This is a genomic window from Stenotrophomonas sp. YJH_SMC_91 (assembly GCF_059368495.1).
This window is the reverse complement of the sequence record NZ_JCAFRT010000002.1, coordinates 215,250-232,294: the sequence shown is the minus strand read 5'-3', so window position 1 is coordinate 232,294 and position 17,045 is coordinate 215,250. Positions and strand designations below refer to the sequence as shown.

Annotated in this window: 16 protein-coding genes; 6 read left to right on the top strand and 10 right to left on the bottom strand. The window is 67.0% G+C overall.

What is annotated here, in order from left to right; translation table 11 throughout:
• Window positions 1-431: 431 nt before the first annotated feature.
• The 5 genes from AC5P5X_RS04625 (at window position 432) to AC5P5X_RS04605 (ending at window position 7,149) form a co-directional block, all read left to right on the top strand.
• Window positions 432-1,865 carry a DcaP family trimeric outer membrane transporter gene (locus AC5P5X_RS04625; RefSeq protein WP_043034673.1) on the top strand — a complete coding sequence of 478 codons (1,434 nt, stop codon included), beginning with the start codon at window positions 432-434 and terminating at the stop codon, window positions 1,863-1,865.
• Between the two features lie 76 nt (window positions 1,866-1,941).
• Window positions 1,942-3,294, top strand: a complete 1,353-nt coding sequence (adiC, locus tag AC5P5X_RS04620; RefSeq protein WP_005410068.1) for an arginine/agmatine antiporter — start codon at window positions 1,942-1,944, stop codon at window positions 3,292-3,294.
• Window positions 3,295-3,314: 20 nt separating this feature from the next.
• On the top strand, window positions 3,315-5,603 hold the full coding sequence (locus tag AC5P5X_RS04615; RefSeq protein ID WP_164225572.1) for an Orn/Lys/Arg family decarboxylase: 2,289 nt from the start codon (window positions 3,315-3,317) through the stop codon (window positions 5,601-5,603).
• A gap of 28 nt (window positions 5,604-5,631) precedes the next feature.
• Window positions 5,632-6,534: a cation diffusion facilitator family transporter gene (locus tag AC5P5X_RS04610; protein WP_005413800.1), complete on the top strand. Its 903-nt coding sequence runs from the start codon at window positions 5,632-5,634 to the stop codon at window positions 6,532-6,534.
• A 180-nt stretch (window positions 6,535-6,714) separates the two neighbouring features.
• Window positions 6,715-7,149 carry a RidA family protein gene (locus AC5P5X_RS04605; RefSeq protein WP_005410065.1) on the top strand — a complete coding sequence of 145 codons (435 nt, stop codon included), beginning with the start codon at window positions 6,715-6,717 and terminating at the stop codon, window positions 7,147-7,149.
• On the opposite strand, the gene AC5P5X_RS04600 is transcribed toward AC5P5X_RS04605, so the two are convergent.
• The 9 genes from AC5P5X_RS04600 to AC5P5X_RS04560 all read right to left on the bottom strand — a co-directional run bounded on the left by AC5P5X_RS04600 (window position 7,146) and on the right by AC5P5X_RS04560 (window position 14,968).
• Window positions 7,146-7,859, bottom strand: a complete 714-nt coding sequence (locus AC5P5X_RS04600; RefSeq protein ID WP_099531030.1) for an energy transducer TonB family protein — start codon at window positions 7,857-7,859, stop codon at window positions 7,146-7,148. The genes AC5P5X_RS04605 and AC5P5X_RS04600 overlap by 4 nt on opposite strands.
• Window positions 7,852-8,652: a ChaN family lipoprotein gene (locus AC5P5X_RS04595; RefSeq protein ID WP_060380504.1), complete on the bottom strand. Its 801-nt coding sequence runs from the start codon at window positions 8,650-8,652 to the stop codon at window positions 7,852-7,854. Before AC5P5X_RS04595 ends, AC5P5X_RS04600 begins: the two co-directional genes overlap by 8 nt.
• The gene (locus tag AC5P5X_RS04590) at window positions 8,639-11,110 is read right to left on the bottom strand and encodes a TonB-dependent receptor (protein WP_065184152.1); all 2,472 of its coding nucleotides are present in this window, start codon (window positions 11,108-11,110) and stop codon (window positions 8,639-8,641) included. Before AC5P5X_RS04590 ends, AC5P5X_RS04595 begins: the two co-directional genes overlap by 14 nt.
• Before the next feature lie 64 nt (window positions 11,111-11,174).
• Window positions 11,175-12,101, bottom strand: a complete 927-nt coding sequence (locus tag AC5P5X_RS04585) for a FecR family protein (protein WP_005413795.1) — start codon at window positions 12,099-12,101, stop codon at window positions 11,175-11,177.
• Window positions 12,098-12,607 (bottom strand): RNA polymerase sigma factor, encoded by a 510-nt coding sequence (locus AC5P5X_RS04580; protein ID WP_049460409.1) that lies wholly within the window; start codon window positions 12,605-12,607, stop codon window positions 12,098-12,100. Before AC5P5X_RS04580 ends, AC5P5X_RS04585 begins: the two co-directional genes overlap by 4 nt.
• 124 nt (window positions 12,608-12,731) lie before the next feature.
• Window positions 12,732-13,238: a hypothetical protein gene (locus AC5P5X_RS04575; protein WP_024956788.1), complete on the bottom strand. Its 507-nt coding sequence runs from the start codon at window positions 13,236-13,238 to the stop codon at window positions 12,732-12,734.
• Window positions 13,239-13,275: 37 nt separating this feature from the next.
• Window positions 13,276-13,500 carry a hypothetical protein gene (locus AC5P5X_RS04570; RefSeq protein WP_005410058.1) on the bottom strand — a complete coding sequence of 75 codons (225 nt, stop codon included), beginning with the start codon at window positions 13,498-13,500 and terminating at the stop codon, window positions 13,276-13,278.
• Window positions 13,497-14,198 carry a glutamine amidotransferase gene (locus AC5P5X_RS04565; protein WP_005410057.1) on the bottom strand — a complete coding sequence of 234 codons (702 nt, stop codon included), beginning with the start codon at window positions 14,196-14,198 and terminating at the stop codon, window positions 13,497-13,499. The genes AC5P5X_RS04570 and AC5P5X_RS04565 overlap by 4 nt, the downstream gene beginning before the upstream one ends.
• Window positions 14,195-14,968: a YggS family pyridoxal phosphate-dependent enzyme gene (locus AC5P5X_RS04560; RefSeq protein ID WP_005413791.1), complete on the bottom strand. Its 774-nt coding sequence runs from the start codon at window positions 14,966-14,968 to the stop codon at window positions 14,195-14,197. Before AC5P5X_RS04560 ends, AC5P5X_RS04565 begins: the two co-directional genes overlap by 4 nt.
• 76 nt (window positions 14,969-15,044) lie before the next feature.
• On the opposite strand from AC5P5X_RS04560, the gene ptsJ reads away from it, so the two are divergent.
• On the top strand, window positions 15,045-16,331 hold the full coding sequence (gene ptsJ, locus AC5P5X_RS04555) for a MocR-like B6 salvage transcription factor PtsJ (RefSeq protein WP_111188940.1): 1,287 nt from the start codon (window positions 15,045-15,047) through the stop codon (window positions 16,329-16,331).
• 32 nt (window positions 16,332-16,363) lie between these two features.
• Here ptsJ and AC5P5X_RS04550 read toward each other — a convergent pair whose 3' ends face one another.
• The gene (locus AC5P5X_RS04550; protein WP_005410054.1) at window positions 16,364-16,870 is read right to left on the bottom strand and encodes a hypothetical protein; all 507 of its coding nucleotides are present in this window, start codon (window positions 16,868-16,870) and stop codon (window positions 16,364-16,366) included.
• Between the last annotated feature and the right edge of the window lie 175 nt (window positions 16,871-17,045).

Sequence of the window (17,045 nt, the reverse complement as noted above, 5' to 3'; positions counted from 1 at the left end):
ACCGCTTGCGCATTGTCTGTTCGTCGTCACGTCTGAATCGTGACTGAGATCAAGCATCGTGCCTTGATTCCAATCAAGGCCAAAAGCGACAAACGGACTAGCCTTTGACGCATGGAATACAGCGTCAATGCGCGATGGATGCCGCGCTCGCCACGCCCTGATCAGGGTCGGCCGGCACAGCCATTCACGACACTCTCACTCTGTGCTTGTTACCCAGACCGCTGCGGTCGCCACCTCTCTGGCAGCGCGGCCTTGATGGAGTCGACATGGGTGCAGGCGGGGCAGTGTCATCGTCCTGTTGCCTGCCGTGCGCAGGCTGGCCGATGTCGTCGACGCAGTACCCGCATTTCCAGCAACGGCAACGCGAAGCCAGGGCGGCGCATGCATGCGCTCCGGAACCGTGATGCGAGTGTTCGTCAGGGGAGGATGCAATGCGTTTGGCCGTACTGAGTCTGGCATGCCTGGGGGCACTGGCGATCACGCCGGCGTACGCTCAACAGGGTGATGCAGAGGATGCGCAGGCATTGCGGCGCGAGATGGCCGCCATGCGCCAGGCGCTGGAAGGCATGCAGCAACGGCTGGACCGGCTTGAGCAGCGCGATGCTGCGCCTGCGCAGGCAACAGCCGCGCCTGCAATGGCGCCGATGGCCTCTGCCGCCCCTTCCGACGTGATCCATCGCACCCAGGTGCCGGGTGTGGCGCAGCCGGTACTGCCGCAGCGCGATTCGGTCGCTGATCCGTCCACTGCGGCATCGCGACCGGACAGTGCGGCGGGCCCGACCGACCCGGATCTGAAGGGGTTCTTTGCCATACCCGGCACTGATACGGTGATCCGCATCGGCGGTTACGCCAAGCTGGATGCCATCGCCGATTCGCGCGCGGCCGGCGACGAGGATCAGTTCATTCCCTCGTCGATGCCGGTGGGCGGCAGCCACCGCGATGTCTCCAACTTCAACATCCACGCCAAGCAGACCCGCTTCAGCTTCGAGGCGCGGCGTCCAACCACGCACGGCAACCTGCGCTTCTATCTGGAGAACGACTTCTTCGGCAGCAGCGATGGCTACGAGTTCCGCCTGCGGCATGCGTATGGACAGCTCGGCAATACCTATGCCGGCTATGGCTACTCCAGCTTCATGGACCCGGACAGCCTGCCCGACACGCTGGACTTCGCCGGGCCGGGTGGCGCCGGCTATCTGCTGGTGGCCGGCATCCACCACAGCTTCACGATGGGCAAGGGCAGCACGCTGACCGTGGCGGCCGAAGACCCGAAGACTGAACTTGCCGGTGCCAGTGATGAGCGGGCTGCGGTGAACCGTCTGCCGGACGTAACCGTGACCGCGCGCATGGAGCGCGACTGGGGCCACCTTCAGGTGGGCGCGGTGGCGCGCAGCCTGGCCTATGACGGCGATGGCGAGCGCGACCGGCGAATGGCCGGCGGCCTGCAGCTGAGTGGCTCGGCCTCGGTGGGCGAGCGCGACCTGCTGCTGTTCGGTGCGCTGGGAGGACGCGGCCTCAGCCGCTATACCGCCGACCTGACCGGCTCCGGGCTGGACGCGGTGGTCGGTGCCGATGGCCGCCTCGACGCGTTGGACCTGCACGGCGGCTTCGTCGGCTATACCCACTATTGGTCCGAGTTGTGGCGATCGAACCTGATCTTCGGCCAGCTGACCCTGGAGCGGAACGCTGCACTGGCGGCCGATGCCTTCCGACAGAGCCGGTACGGCGTATTCAACCTGATCTGGAGCCCCGCGCCGTCGTGGACGATGGGCATGGAGCTGCTGTACGGCCGCCTGGAACAGCAGGGCGGCGCACGCGGCGACACGGTCCGGGTGCAGGGCAGCCTTCAATACAACTTCATCAAATAGGCGCCAGCGGTCGTACGCCAGCGCAACCGTCCCCACGCCCGGTGCTGCCGGGCTCATGCCAGTACCGGAGATCGTCATGGCAGAAGCAAAGAAAATCGGGGTGGTCGGAGCCACCTTCCTCGTCGCCGGCAACATGATGGGCTCAGGCGTGTTCCTGCTGCCATCGAGCCTGGCCAAGATTGGTACCGCCTCGATCTGGGGCTGGCTGATCACCACCGCCGGTGCGCTGTTGCTGGCCTTCGTGTTCGCCAAGCTGGGCAAGCTGGCACCCAAGGCGGGCGGCCCGTACGCCTATGCGCGCGACTGGTTCGGGCCGTACATGGGCTTCCAGACCAACACCATCTACTGGTTCGCCAACTGGATCGGCAACGTCGCCATTCCGATCGCCGCAGTGGGCTATTTCAGCTACTTCTTCCCGATCCTGTCCGAGCCGCTGGTGCGCTGCATCGCGGTGCTGATCCTGGTGTGGGCGCTGAGTTTCGCCAACGTGATCGGTCCGGCGTTCGTCAGCCGGGTGCAGACCGTCACCACCAGTTTTGCGCTGGTGCCGATCCTGGGCATCGCCATCTTCGGCTGGTTCTTCTTCGATGCCGACATTTTCAAGGGCGCCTACAACGTGTCCGGCGAATCGAACTTCGGCGCGATCTCCAGCGCCGCGGCGCTGACGCTGTGGGCCTTCATTGGCGTCGAGTCGGCCTCGGTCACCGCTGGTGTGGTCGAGAACCCCGAAAAGAACGTGGCCCGTGCCACCCTGGCCGGCGTGTTCCTGGCTGCCATCGCCTATATCGCCAGCTCCTCGGTGATCATGGGCATGGTGCCCAATGGCGAACTGCAGACCTCCGATGCGCCGTTCGCACTGGCTGCGGCCAAGGCCGTCGGTGGCTGGGGCGGTGCGCTGGTCAGCCTGTGTGCCTTCATCGGCGCTGCCGGTTCCCTAGGCGGCTGGATCCTGCTGACCGCACAGAGCGCCAAGGCGGCCTCCGATGACGGCCTGTTCCCGAGCATCTTCAGCAAGACCAACAAGGACGACGTGCCGGTCAAGGGCGTGCTGATCGTGGCCGTGCTGATGACCCTGGCGGTGCTGGTCACCTCCACCTCGGAAACCGCGTCGGCACAGTTCGACGTGATCACATCGGCGGCGGTGGTGCTGACCCTGCTGCCCTACATCTACTCGTGCGTGGCCTGCTACTTCGTGGTCGAGCGCTCGCACACCCTGGTCCACACCGGTGCGTTCTGGACCCTGACCAGCCTGACCGTCGTTTACTGCCTGTGGGCGATCTACGGCTCGTCGGGAACCATCGTGCAGTACGCGTTCCTGTTCGTGCTGTTCATCACCGTGTTCTATCCCTTCTTCAGCGAGGAGCGCCGCCAGCAGCGGCAGCGCGCCCGCGAGGCCTCGGCGATCAGCGCCGGCGCCCAGCGTTCCTGAGTTAGACAAGGAGAATCAACGTGTACTTCAAGTCCCTGGACTACCCGGTCATTGTCATCGACAACGACTACGAGTCGCCGCGCATCGGCGGCATCCTGATCCGCGCCCTGGTGGAAGAGCTGCGCAGCAACGACCAGCGCGTGCTGTGCGGCCTGAACCTGGATGATGCCCGTGCCGGTGCCCGCACCTACGTGGCGGCGTCGGCGGTGCTGATCTCGATCGATGGCAGCGAAGAGGTGGATGGCGAGTTCCAGCGCCTGACCGCCTTCCTGCGCGAGCAGAGCGCGCGCCGCGCCAACCTGCCGGTGTTCCTGTACGGCGAGCGCCGCACCATCGAGAAGGTGCCGAGCAAGCTGCTCAAGTACATTCACGGCTTCATCTTCCTGTTCGAAGACACCAAGAGCTTCATCTCGCGGCAGGTGATGCGCGCGGCCGAAGACTACATGAAGAACCTGCTGCCGCCGTTCTTCAAGGCGCTGATCCATCACGCGGCCGAGTCGAACTATTCCTGGCATACGCCTGGCCATGCCGGCGGCGTGGCGTTCACCAAATCGCCGGTCGGCCGCGCGTTCCATCAGTTCTATGGCGAGAACACGCTGCGCAGCGATCTGTCGATCTCGGTGCCGGAACTGGGTTCGCTGCTTGACCATACTGGTCCGATCAAGGACGCCGAGAACGAGGCGGCACGCAACTTCGGTGCCGACCATACCTTCTTCGTCACCAACGGCACCTCCACCGCCAACAAGATCGTCTGGCACGGCACAGTGGCCCGCGGCGACGTGGTATTCGTCGACCGCAACTGCCACAAGTCGCTGCTGCACGCGCTGATCATGACCGGCGCGGTGCCGGTGTACTTCACCCCCAGCCGCAACGCGCATGGCATCATCGGCCCGATCAGCCTGGACCAGTTCACGCCCGAGTCGCTGCAGCAGCGTATCGCCGCCAACCCGCTGGCCAGCAAGGCCTACAAGGCCGGCTCCAAACCGCGCATCGCAGTGGTGACCAACTCCACCTACGATGGCCTGTGCTACAACGCCGAGAAGATCGCCGACGAGATCGGCAGCGCGGTGGACTTCCTGCATTTCGACGAAGCCTGGTACGCCTACGCTGCGTTCCATCCGTTCTACGAGAACCACTACGGCATGGCCAAGGGCAAGCCGCGCGAGCAGGATGCGATCATCTTCACCACGCATTCCACGCACAAGCTGCTGGCCGCGTTCTCGCAGGCCTCGATGATCCACGTGCGCAACTCGGCGCAGCGCAATCTGGATGCCGAGCGCTTCAACGAGTCGTTCATGATGCACACCTCGACCAGCCCGCACTACGGGGTGATTGCGGCCTGCGACGTGGCGTCGAAGATGATGGAAGGCGATGCCGGCCGTTCGCTGGTACAGGAAATGCACGACGAGGCGATCGCCTTCCGCCGCGCGATGCTGCACGTCCGCGATGATCTCGGCCGCGACGACTGGTGGTTCAGCGTGTGGCAGCCGACCCAGGTCGAGCGCAGTCTGGACAAGGGCGATACGCCGGCACCGATGGTGGCCAAGCGCGAGGAGTGGTACCTGCAGCCGGATGCGCACTGGCACGGCTTCGAGAACCTGGTGGATGACTATGTTCTGATCGACCCGATCAAGGTGACCCTGCTGACCCCGGGCCTGGCGATGGACGGCAGCATGGGCAAGCTGGGCATTCCGGCGGCGGTGCTGAGCAAGTTCCTGTGGGGCCGCGGCATCACCGTGGAGAAGACCAACCTGTACTCGGTGCTGTTCCTGTTCTCGATGGGCATCACCAAGGGCAAGTGGAGCACCCTTGTCACTGAACTGATGGCGTTCAAGGAACTGTACGACCGCAATGCGCCGCTCAGCCAGGCACTGCCGACGCTGGCCGCCGACTATCCGAATGCCTACGCCGGTTGGGGCCTGCGTGACCTGTGCGACGCGCTGCATGCGTTCAACCAGGAGTTCGCGGTGGCCAAGGTGATGCGCGAGATGTACGTGGATCTGCCGACGCCGGTGATGACCCCGGCCGATGCCTACAACCACCTGGTGAAGGGCGAGATCGAGCGGGTCGACATCGAGCAGGTCAGTGGTCGCATCGCCGCGACCATGCTGGTGCCGTACCCGCCGGGCATTCCGACCATCATGCCGGGCGAGCGCTTTGGCGACAGCGATGAGCCGATCATCCAGTCGCTGCGCATCGCCCGTGAGCAGAATGCCCGCTTCCCGGGCTTCGAGTCGGACGTGCACGGGCTCATCACCGAGAACGACGGCGATGTGACCTCGTACAAGGTGGAGGTACTGAAGGCCTGACCGGCGACGGTCGGCCCTTCGGCGAACGATGGATACCGCGCGCGAGCAACGCATCCTGAAGTTCTCGATCGGGGTCACCATCGCGGTCAGCGTGGTCGGCTTCAGCGGTGGCCTGCTGGTGGGATCGCAGGCCATCCTGTTCGACGGTGTGTACAGCCTGGTCGACGTTGCCCTGACCCTGGTGTCGTTGTCGGTGCTGCGGCTGGTGGCGCGGGAACAGAGCCCGCGCTTCCAGTACGGCTACTGGCACCTGGAGCCGATGGTCGAGGCGCTGGGTGGTGTGATCCTGTCGCTGGCCTGCGTGTATGCGCTGGCCAACGCGGTGATCGGTTTGACCACGGGCGGACACGAGGTGAAATTCGGGCCCGCGCTGTGGTGGGCGGCGCTGCTGAGTGCCAGCAACCTGGCGATGGCGGCGTTCGTCGCCCAGCGGGCGCGGCGCCTGCGCTCGGCGCTGTTGTGGCTGGATGTACGGGGCTGGCTGCTGGGTGGGTTGATGAGCCTGGCGGTAGTGCTGGCCTTCGTACTGGCCTTGGTCCTGCATGGCGGTGAGTGGCACCACTGGGTGCCGTACCTGGATTCGATCGTGCTGGCATTGATCAGCCTGGCGGTACTGCCGGTACCGGCGCGCAGTGCGTGGAAGGCCATGCGCGAAGTACTGCAGGTGGCGCCGGATGATCTGGACCGGCGCGTGCAGCAGGTCATGCAGGCATTCGTGGCCGAGCGTGGCTATGCCGGTTTCACCAGCCACGTGGCGAAGATGGGGCGGATGCGTTTCATCGAGATCCATGTGCTGGCCGATCCGGCTACGCCCTTGGGCTCGGTGGGCGAGGTCGATGCGATGCGTGACGAGATCGCGGTCAGGCTGGATGCTCGGGGCAGCACGTTCTGGCTGACCATCGATTTCACCGCAGATCCGGCGTGGACGTGACCACGCTTCTGTAGAGTCGAGATAGCTCGACTGCTTTTCGTCAGCGGAAGTCGAGCAGGCTCGATTCCACGGGATCGCGTGATCGTTGCGCGTGGCAGACCGGTCTGTTGCACCGGATCCGTTTGACCTCAACCGGGGTTGAGGTCACAGACTGCCGGCAACCCCCACGAGGCGCGCGGCATGAACCTGCTGACCACACCGGACTTCAGCCATGGCCTGCTGGAGCTGTTCAATCCACCGGGCCTCTACGATCCTTCGGCCAACGGCTACTCACACGTGGCGGTGGTGCGCCTGCCGGCACGGGTGATCCACGTGGCCGGGCAGGGCGGTGAAGATGCGCAGGGCCGTCTCTCGCCCAGCTTCGAAGACCAGGTCGGGCAGGCGCTGGACAACCTGCAGACCGCGCTGCGCTCGGCGCAGGCAAGCCTGGTTGATGTGGCGCGGTTGCGCATCCTGGTGGTCGGCCACGATGAGGACCGGCTGGGCATCATTGCCCACCAGGTGCGGCGACGCTGGCCGAACCGTGCGGCGCCCACCTGCACGCTGATCCCGGTGCCGCGACTGGCGCTGGACGGCATGCTGTTCGAGATCGAGGCGGAGGCCTACGCCGCCTAGCGCAGGTAGTACTCCACCGGCACCACCAGTTCCTGTGGTGCCTTCAGTTCATCGGGAATGGGCGGTAGCGGCTGCGCGCGACGGAAGGTCTGCAGCGCAGCGTCATCGAGCATCGGCTGGCCACTGGACTGTTCCAGCCGCAGTGCCAGCAGGCGGCCTTCGCGGTCGATGCTGGCCCTGACCCAGGCAGTGCCCTGCTGCCGGCGCGAGCGTGCGGCGGCAGGGTAATAGCGGTAACGCTCCAGCCGCGCCATCAGGCGGGCTTCCCACTGGTCGCTGGCGGCGCCGGCCTGGAAGTCCGCCGGTGGCGCGTCTGGAGCGGGCGGAGCGGCCGTGATCGATGCCGGTGCGGGACTGGCATCGGTCGCGGCCGCCGGCGGGGCGACCGGCAGCGGCGTTCGACCCGTCCCGCCCGTTTCGCTGGCGGCCAACTCGCCCTCGCGCGCGGCGGTGGGTTTCGGTGGCGGCGGCGACTTTGCCGGTTGCGATGCGCGCGCCTGCTGCGCCTGGCTGGGGGTGTCGGCCTGGCGCTCCTCTACGGGCTGTGGCGGCGTGGCCGGCGCCAGCAGGCGCAGGCTGATGCGCACGTCCTGCTCCGGCGGCGGCAGCATCGGCGGCGCTGCCGCCCAGTGCACCAACAGCAGCAGGGGCAGCAGGTGCAGGACGGCGGTGATCGTGATCGCCTGCCAGTGTTGGCCGCGCTCACTCATCGTCCAGCACCCACAGCAGATCGGCATCCGCCGCATCCACGGTTTCACCCGGCGAAGCCAATGCGATCACCAGCGCAGGCGTAGCCGGTGACAGGTAGCCCGGTACCCCGGTATCGCGCAGTACATGCCAGCGCCCCGCTACCAGCAGCGCCGGCGCGGGCGCATCGAGCAGCACCTGTGCCATGCGTGTGTCGCGGGCCTGTTGCACGGCCAGCATCCCTTCCAGCATCGGTGCTGCGTCTGCGTGCTGGGCCAGCACCACCGCCGACAGGCGCTGGCGGGCAGCGGCCACCGGGAACCGCACGCCCTCGGTGGACGCGAGCAGCGCGTTGACCTCGGCACGCGACAGGTTGCCGCCGAACAGCGGCGTGCCTGCATCGGCAGCATCCTGTATCAGCCCGCCATACGCGGCCCACGGCCAACGCGTATCCCAGTCCAGCAGTTCCTGCAGGCGTGCACCTTCGGCCTGGTTGCCCTTGGCCAGCCAGCGCTGCACCCGCTGCAGGCGTGGCTGGCGCTCGCTGGCGATCATTTCCAGCACCAGCGAACCCTGCGGGCGCCGCCGCTGCAGCGCCTGCAGCAGCCAGCGCTGGGCGGCGTGGTCTCCGGCGAGGTCATGGCGCTCACCCAGCAGCAGCCTCCGGGCGTCCGCCGCACGCGCCACGAACGCGGCTTCGTCCAGGTGCTGGCCGTTGGCCAGGTCGATCACTGAGCCAGGCATCGGCTGCGCGCTGGCCACGGTCGCCAGCGCGAGCAGGCATACGGGCAGCCAGCGACGGCTAGAACGCCACATTGACGCCCATCGAGACGGTACGGCCACGGCCGTTGCCGCGGTCCAGGATCGGGCTGAAGATGCTGTCGATCGAGGCATTGTTGTCATAGGCCTTGTTCTGCAGGTTTTCGATGTTCAGCCACAGCGTGGTGTTGGCCTGGGGCTTGAAGCTGGCGTAGAAGTCGAGCAGCACGCCGGTGCCGCCGGTCTTGCGGGTCTGGAAGAAGTCGTAGCCTTCCTCGGTCGGCCCGGAGTACTCGGCGCGCAGGCCGGCCTGCACGCGCTGCTGCCACCAGCGGCCGCCCACGTCCAGCGTCCAGTAGCGGTCGGGCAGGGCGGTGATGTCTTCCAGGTTGACGAACTCGATGGCCGGCGCACTGGTGTGCGAGCGGGTCCAGCTCAGCGTGGCGTGGTAGTGCTCGCTGGCGTAATGCGCTTCCAGTTCGATACCGCGCATGCGCACCACGCCGGGGTGGTTCATCCAGCGCGTGGTGGTGCTGAAGTCGTCCACGTCCAGCGCATCGGTCCAGGCAGTGAGTTGCGGATCGCTGTCGATCGGCACCACGAACGGTTCCACTTCCGGCGGATGCACGATCAGCAGGTACTGCGGCTTGATGTAGTCGCGGATGCGGTTGTCGAAGCGGGTGATCCGCAGCTGTGCCAGGTCACCGTCGACCAGCAGCGAGTCGGTGCTGAGGTTGGCACCAAACTGCAGGTTGCGCGAGCGCTCGCGGCGCAGGAACGGGTTGGCGCCCACGCCATCGGCATCGCTCATGCCTTCCAGCGGGATCTTCTCGAAGAACATCTCCTGCACCCGCGGCGGGCGGGAAGTACGCGAGGCTTCTGCGAACAGCTGCAGCCAGTCGGTGGCCTGCCACGATACCGCCAGGCTGGGGCTGAGTGCGCGCTCGGTGCGACGCACGTCGATGCCGCCGCCATTGATCTCCGCGCACTGGCCGGGCACATCCGAGCACACCGGGATGTGGCCACGGATGCCGAAGCGGTCCTGGCGCAGGCCGGCGGTCAGCGCGTAGATGTCGTACTGCAGCTCCAGCGTGCTGAACACGCTGTCCAGCTGGCTGCGACCTTGCGGGTTGGCACCGCGCAGGACGGGGGTGTCGGCCACATAGATGTCCGACTGGTGCTTGATGCCGGTGTTCCAGCGCGCCTGCAGTGCCCCGATGTCGAAGCGGCTGGTGTTGTCCACGGTCCAGCTGCTCAGGCTGCTGTGGGTGCGGCGACCGATGTAGCTGGAATCCTCCACTGGCGGATAGAACAGCCGGGTCTTGTTGCCGGCGAAGGTTGCACGCAGGTCGATCCACGGCGAATAGGGTGTGTAGTGGTAGCTGGCGCGCTGGTTGCGCGCGGAAATCTGCCACGGATAGTTGTGGTAGAAGTTGTTTTCGTAACGCATGTGGCTCAGGTCCAGCCGGTGCTGGTCGCTGGGCTGCAGGCGTGCTTTCAACAGCCAGCTGCTGGGCTGCTGGCTGCCCGGGTCGGCGTTGTTCTTCTGCCTACGCGCGGTCGCGTATTCGCTGCTGCGGCTGCTGCTGGCAGCGGCCAGCAGGCCGAACTGGCGGTCGCCACCCTCTTCACTGTGGCGCCAGGCACCGGCGAAGGTACGGCCGCTGCCGTAGCCGTTGTTGCCGTGGCGATAGCCTGCACGCAGGCCCCAGTCACGGCCCTCACCGAGCAGATCGTCGATATCCAGCGTGCGGAAGTTGGCACTGCCGGCCAGCGTACCCGCACCATCACCACCGGCGACCGCACCGCGTTGCACGTCCACGCCGGCCAGCAGGAAAGGATCGACATAGGCGAACGGACCACCCGAGCCATGCCCGGCATTGTTGCGAAATGTCTGGGTGACACCGTCGATCATGGTGTTGACCCGGCCAGCACCGGTCATGCCGCGGATGTTGACCTGCAGGCCCGGCTGGCTGCGCGAATGGAAGCTGTGGGTGCCAGGCATCGAGCGCAGCAGGCTGTTGCCTTCCTGGCGTTCGGCCATCGCCACGCGCTCGCTGCCGACCGAGGGCGCAAAGCCATCGCGGGTGGCCGGTACATATTGGCTGGCGCCGGCACCCGGTGCCTGGCCGTGTGCGGTAGTACCCTGCACCCGCAGCGGGCCGGTGCGGCGGCTGCCATCGGCGCGTTCGGCCGGCGCCGGTTCCAGGGCGGCACGACGCGCATCCACGAAGCGCGGGCGCAGGCCGCTGCCTGCCAGCAGGCGCGTCAGGGCCTGCGCATCGTCGAAGTCACCGCGCAGCGCAGGCGCCGAATGACCTGGGGGCAGCGCCGCGCCGATCACCAGATCGACACCGGTCAGCCGGCTGTAGGCGTCCAGCGCGGCCGCCAGTGGCTGGGCGGGCAGATCGTAGCTTCGAGTGGCGGCCTGCGCGTGGGCGCTGTTTGGCAGCAGGGGAACGGTGCTGGCGCAGGCCAGCGACAGGGCGAGGACAAGGGGGCGGGGGCACAGCATCGGGGGCTCCAGGGGCTGACGCAGAGCGTCGTCATCCTGGGTAGACGCGGTGATGGGCCCAATGTCAGGGTGCATCGCGCTGCTCCTCGCGCGGCGGCAACCACACCTGCATGCCCGCGCCGATACGCAGTACACGCACATGCAGCTGCGCGGCGAGCTGGTCGCGGTTGCTGGCGGCACCATCTGCATTGCCCAGTAGGGTGACCGGCCGTTGGCGAAGCCGTGCACCGACGATCCAGGTATGTCCGCCATGCCAACGGTCCAGCCCCTGGGTGACGTCGGCAAGCGGCGCCGAAACCCAATGCAGGCGCCGTTCGCGCCAGGCCAGGGTGCTGTCGTCTGCCGGATGTGCTGCAGCAGTCGCTTGTCCGTTGAAGCGTATCTGCTGCCCCTCACTGGCCTGCACGCTGGCGGTACCGCTTTCTACACGGACGCTGTGCTCGGTGACCGTGACCACGCTGTTGTCGCCCTGCACGGCCAGATCAAACGCGGTTCCCAGCGCAGTGACCGTGCCCTGTGGAGTGTGTACCTGGAATGGCCGGTCGGCATCGGCGGCGACCTTGAACCAGGCTTGCCCCTGCTGCAGCTGCAACTGGCGGCGCTGTGCATCGACGCGCACATGCACTTCGCTGCCCGGTGACAGCAGGACGTGCGAACCGTCTGGCAGGGCTTCATCACGGATCTCGCCTGCAGCAGTGCGCAGTACCTGCGCAGCGGGTGGCGAGGCGGTGCGGCTGTACAGGCCGAGCGCGCACAGCAGCAGTACCGCAATGCCGGCCTCGCCCAGGCGCCGCCGCTGCCGCCGTTGCTGTTGCCGTTGAAGACTGGGCAAGGTGGCACCGGCCTGCCACAGCTGCTGCAGATGCTGGTACTGCGCAACATGGCGCGAATCGGCCTGGCACCACTGGTCGAACGCGTTCTCGTCGCGGGTGCCATCGTGTCCATCCAGCCACCAGCGTGCGGCTTCGCGCGCGATCGCGTCCTGGCTCATGCGCCGGGCACCTGCTGCAGGGCGACGAGGGCGCGCAGCAGATGGCCGTGCGCGGTCTGCCGGCTGATGCCCAGCTGACGGCCGATCTCGGCCAGGGCCATCTGTTCCACACGCGCCAGCAGGAACACCTGGCGCGAGCGCGGTGGCAGCGCGGCGATGATCGCATCGAGATGACGCAGCTGTTCGGCGTCGAGCAGTCGCTGCTCGGGCAGTGGTGCAGGATCGGCGATGGCCTGCAACTGCGTGTCATCCAGTACCTCTTCGCGACGGCGCTGGCGCTGCCGGTAGTGATCCGCGATCAGGTTGTGGGCGACGCGGTACAGATAGGCGCGGCCGTTGCTCAGCAGGCCGCTGGCGGCGACTTTGACGACACGCAGCCAGGTTTCCTGGACGACGTCATCGGCGTCGCTGCGTTGCGGGAGTTTGCGGCGGACATGGGCGTGCAGCGGCCGGTAATGGGCCGCGCACAGCTGCGCGACATCCGTCGGTTCGACAGGCGTGGACACGGGGCGGGCGACAACTGGGAAAGGGAACAGCCCGCGGCGGCAAGGGCAGCGGCTGCACCTTACAGCAAAAGAGAATCATTTGCATCCATGGCGCGAGGCACGGCACGCATGGGCCACCGCGGCGTCAGCGCGGGCGATAGTCGCAGTGGATCTGCAGGGCTTCGGTGGCGTTGTGATGCAGCTCGAAGCCGCACTGCTGCAGGCTGCGCTTCACCTGCACGACGGCTTCGGAATGACGGGCAACGCGACGATCCTGCCAGCGCGGTGGGGTGAACACGCCCAGGGGCAGCAGCCGCAGCCGCTTGCCGTGCAGTACCAGTGAGACATCGACATGACGGCCATCGATGTCGTGGCCGTTGGCACCGAAAATGGCATCGATCTCATCGCGGCGTTGCGGGTAGCAGGTGCGGAATGCTGCGATGCCGAGCCGTCGTACCGCGCGGCGGAAGCCGCCGAGACGGCTGTGGCCGGGTTCGAAGCCACGGGTGAGCAGCAGGCGCAACCCGGCAGGCAGCATCGCCTGCGCGTCGAGCAGGCGTTGCAGTACCTCTTCTTCCAGTTGGATGCGGGTGGAGGGCCAGCGCGGAGCGATGAGCAGTCCGTGGTGGTTGCCGCGTTGCAGGGTCAACATGCGTGAAGCTTCGCACGCGGCCGGCACTACCATCGGGTCAGATGTCGCGGTACTGGATCTGCGAAGCCAGTACCCGCAGGCCATCGGCATTGCTGGACAGGATGCGCTCTTCGCCGACACCTTTCTGCCGTTTCAGCTGGAAGCCCTGATCGGCAGGCAGCTGTGCGGCAATGGCGTCCATGCGTTGCAGGGCATCGGGGCCGCTGCAGTCGAAGTGGCCCCAGTGGGCGCCATCGCGGTGGATCTGCAATCGGTAGTTCATTGCGGTGTCTCCGGCAGGTCCTGCAGCCAATGGTCGAACATCGCGGTTGCGGCCGCTGCCAGCGGTGCGCCATAGCGACGCGCCTGTGCGCGCAGGTCGTTGGGATCGATGCCGGCCTGGGCCAGCTCCAGCGTGTGGCCGATCAGCCAGCGCTCGAACTGGCGGGCGTCCAGTTCCGGGTGGCATTGCAGGGCCAGTGCGTGGCTGCCGATGGCGAAGGCCTGGTGACGGCAGGCCGGCGTGCTGGCCAGGCGGCGTGCACCGGCCGGAAGTTCGAACGCCTCACCATGCCAATGCAGTACCGGAATGCCCTGCAGGGACTGCAGCGGAGAACGCTGGCCTTCATCGGTCAGCAGCAGTGGCGCAAAGCCGATTTCCTTGCCACCACTGGGAGCGACACTTGCACCGAGTGCGCGCGCCATCAGCTGTGCACCCAGGCAGATGCCGAGGGTAGGCCGCTGCCGCTGCAGCCGGCGCTGCAGCAGGGCAATGCTGTCGTTGACGAAGGGGTAGGTCCCTGTGTCATTGGCACTGATGGGACCGCCCAGCACGACCAGCAGGTCGGCGGTTTCGGCGTCATCGAGCGCATCGACGCCGGCCTGCAGCAGCTGCAGCTGCCAGCCTTGCGCCAACAGCAGTGGCTGCAGGGTGCCGAGGTCTTCAAAGCCAACGTGCTGCAGGACAACCGCGTGCTTCATGCCGGGGCTCCGCTGTTCGGCCAGTAGAAGCTGTCCGGGGTGGCGCGGGCGCCGAAAATGGCCTGGCCGACGCGGACCACGGTGGCACCTTCCTCGATGGCCACTTCGAAATCACCGGACATGCCCATCGACAGCTGCGACAGGTCCAGGTCGGGCGGGGCGGTGCGTTGCAGCTGGTCGCGCAGTTCGCGCAGGCGCACGAAGCAGGCGCGCACGCGCTCGACGTCGGGGGTGAAGATGGCCAGGGTCATCAGGCCGCGCACGCGCAGGCGATCGAAGGCTGGCAGCTGTTGCACGAAGGCCTCGACCGCGTCGGGTTCCAGTCCGTACTTGCTGGGTTCGGCCGAGGTGTTGACCTGCACGAACACATCCAGGGTGCGCTCTTCCAGTTGCAGGCGCTGCTGCAGGGCCTCGGCTACGCGCAGGCTGTCCAGCGCCTGGAACTCGCTGGCAAAGCGTGCCACGTAGCGCGCCTTGTTGGTCTGCAGATGGCCGATCACCGACCAGTGCACGCCCAGGTCGGCCATCGCTTCGGCCTTGCGTTGTGCCTCCTGCACCTTGTTCTCGCCAAGTTCGTGGCAGCCTGCGGCCACCGCCATGCGGATGCGGGCTTCATCGACGGTCTTGCTGACCGGCAGCAGGCGCACGCTGGCCGGGTCCCGGCCGACGCGGGCGCAGGCATCGGCGATGCGTTGGCGCACCGTGACCAGGTTGGCGGCGATCTGTTCAACGGACTGGGCGACGGGCCAGTCGGCAGCGGCAAGGGGCATGCGGGCACCTCCAATGCAGGGCGGCCAGGGTGGGATACACTGGCACAGGACAAGATATATTTTGGCATAGGACAAAATGAAAATCACCGGGCACAGTGCCGAGTCGATCTTCGACAGCATCCGTGAGGGCATCGGCGAGGGCCGCTTGCCGGCCGGCAGCGTGCTGCCGCCGGTGCGTGAACTGGCCGAGCAGCTGGGCGTGAACCGCAACACCGTGGCCGCTGCCTACAAGCGCCTGGATGCGGCGGGCCTGGCCAGCACGGCGGGCCGCCGCGGCACGGTGGTGCGTGGCCTGCCGCCGCCGCTGGCGCGCGAGGGCAGTACGCCCGGGCTGGCGCTGCAGGACCTGGCCGGTGGCAATCCGGATCCGCGCCTGCTGCCGAACCTGCGCCTTGCCTCGGCCGCACCGCGGCTGTATGGCGTGGGCACGGTCGACCCGAGGTTGCAGGCGCTGGCGCGCGCCTCGCTGGATGCGGACTGCCCGGCGGGTTATGCGCTGGAGCTGACCCATGGCGCGGTCGATGGCATTGAACGCCTGCTGGCGGCCTGGCTGCTGCCGGGGGATCGCATCGCGGTGGAGGATCCGTGCTTCCTCGGCAGCCTCAATGTGCTCAATGCCGTGGGCCACGCGCCGTTGCCGGTGGCGGTGGACGCGCATGGCATGCAGGTCGAATCACTTCGGCAGGCGCTGGAGGCCGGTGCACGCGCGGTGCTGCTGACCCCGCGTGCGCACAACCCGACCGGGGCCAGCCTGGATGCGAAGCGGGCACGGGCGTTGCGCCAGCTGCTGGCGGCCTACCCGCAGGTGGCGGTGCTGGTCGACGATCATTACGCGCTGCTTTCGCAGCAGGCCTACCACTCGGTACTGCCGCTGGATGGCCGGCGCTGGGCGCTGTTGCGTTCGTTGTCCAAACCGCTCGGCCCCGACCTGCGCCTGGCCTGGTTGGCCTGCGATGAAGAAACCGCGATGCGGTTGCGGCTGCGATTGGCGTCCGGCACCGGCTGGGTCAGTCATCTGCTGCAGGATGCGGCGACGTCGGTGCTGGCGTCGGCAACGCAGCGGGCGAAGATCGCCTCGGCAGGTGAGCGTTACCAGCAGCGCCTGCAGTCGCTGCAGGAGTTGCTGCGCGCGCGTGGCATGCCGACGCCGCTGCCAATGGAGGGATTGAACCTGTGGCTGCCGTTGTCGGCTGACAGCCATCCTCAGGTGCTGGCACTGGCTTCGCGCGGATGGCATGTGCGGGCGGGCGAAGTGTTCGCGGTGGCGGCGCCGGGACATGGCCTGCGCATCACCTGTGCGGCGCTGGGGACGACGCAGCTGCGGCAGCTGGCCGATGACCTGGCGGCCGTGTGCGGGGTGTAGCGTCGAGCATGGCTCGACGCTACAGAAGCCGATCAGGGCGCGGCGTTGGCGCCAGGGCGCACGTAGTAGGACTGGCCGCTGTCATCGACGAACATCAGCTCCGGCTTGCCCTGCCAGGAGGTGAGCATGGCGCCGGTGTTGTTCTGGTGCTTGACCATCAGGCTGGCGCCGCGATCCGGGTTGGCGACGACCTTGAATACTTCGGTAGTGCCGGTGGCATCGTCGAGGGTGAGCAGGGCTTCGCCGCCGCGGTCGCTGGTGCCATAACCACCACGCTCGGAACCGTCGGGGCCAAGCAGGATCAGGCCAGACAGGGCGGTGGCGCGCGGCCCCTGGGTGCGGCCCTGGCTGAGCGGGTCGGGGACCGGTGCGCCGAGGATCACCCGCGGCTGGCCGCTTGCATCGTGGATGACCAGGCCGCGTGCTTCGATGATGCGCTGTGGCGATTGGCTGCGATGCAGGTTCCAGGCGGTCCAGCCGGAAACAAGCAGGGCGAGGGTGGAGACCACCAGGGTGGTCAGCAGCAGCGCACGGGGCATCGGGTGGTCCTTCCTTGGATGTGCCGACGATAGCGGATGCAAAAGGGGATGGGTAGAGTCGACTGTCAGTCGACTGCTGTTCGATCAGATCACGGAAATTCCCGCGCTGGCGCGCGCAAGTCGACTGACAGTCGACTCTACCTCTACCTGGTCGACATCACCTTGTGGCCGTTAC

Bases quoted from the DNA above. Each gene is read 5' to 3' on its own strand.
- AC5P5X_RS04560 (WP_005413791.1), bottom strand. From the start codon at position 14,968: ATGCCCCTTGCCGCTGCCGACTGGCCCGTCGCCCAGTCCGTTGAACAG.
- AC5P5X_RS04600 (WP_099531030.1), bottom strand. From the start codon at position 7,859: ATGAGTGAGCGCGGCCAACACTGGCAGGCGATCACGATCACCGCCGTC.
- AC5P5X_RS04550 (WP_005410054.1), bottom strand. From the start codon at position 16,870: ATGCCCCGTGCGCTGCTGCTGACCACCCTGGTGGTCTCCACCCTCGCC.
- AC5P5X_RS04605 (WP_005410065.1), top strand. From the start codon at position 6,715: ATGAACCTGCTGACCACACCGGACTTCAGCCATGGCCTGCTGGAGCTG.
- AC5P5X_RS04625 (WP_043034673.1), top strand. From the start codon at position 432: ATGCGTTTGGCCGTACTGAGTCTGGCATGCCTGGGGGCACTGGCGATC.
- AC5P5X_RS04575 (WP_024956788.1), bottom strand. From the start codon at position 13,238: ATGTTGACCCTGCAACGCGGCAACCACCACGGACTGCTCATCGCTCCG.
- AC5P5X_RS04570 (WP_005410058.1), bottom strand. From the start codon at position 13,500: ATGAACTACCGATTGCAGATCCACCGCGATGGCGCCCACTGGGGCCAC.
- ptsJ (WP_111188940.1), top strand. From the start codon at position 15,045: ATGAAAATCACCGGGCACAGTGCCGAGTCGATCTTCGACAGCATCCGT.
- AC5P5X_RS04585 (WP_005413795.1), bottom strand. From the start codon at position 12,101: ATGAGCCAGGACGCGATCGCGCGCGAAGCCGCACGCTGGTGGCTGGAT.
- AC5P5X_RS04565 (WP_005410057.1), bottom strand. From the start codon at position 14,198: ATGAAGCACGCGGTTGTCCTGCAGCACGTTGGCTTTGAAGACCTCGGC.
- AC5P5X_RS04590 (WP_065184152.1), bottom strand. From the start codon at position 11,110: ATGCTGTGCCCCCGCCCCCTTGTCCTCGCCCTGTCGCTGGCCTGCGCC.
- adiC (WP_005410068.1), top strand. From the start codon at position 1,942: ATGGCAGAAGCAAAGAAAATCGGGGTGGTCGGAGCCACCTTCCTCGTC.
- AC5P5X_RS04595 (WP_060380504.1), bottom strand. From the start codon at position 8,652: ATGTGGCGTTCTAGCCGTCGCTGGCTGCCCGTATGCCTGCTCGCGCTG.
- AC5P5X_RS04610 (WP_005413800.1), top strand. From the start codon at position 5,632: ATGGATACCGCGCGCGAGCAACGCATCCTGAAGTTCTCGATCGGGGTC.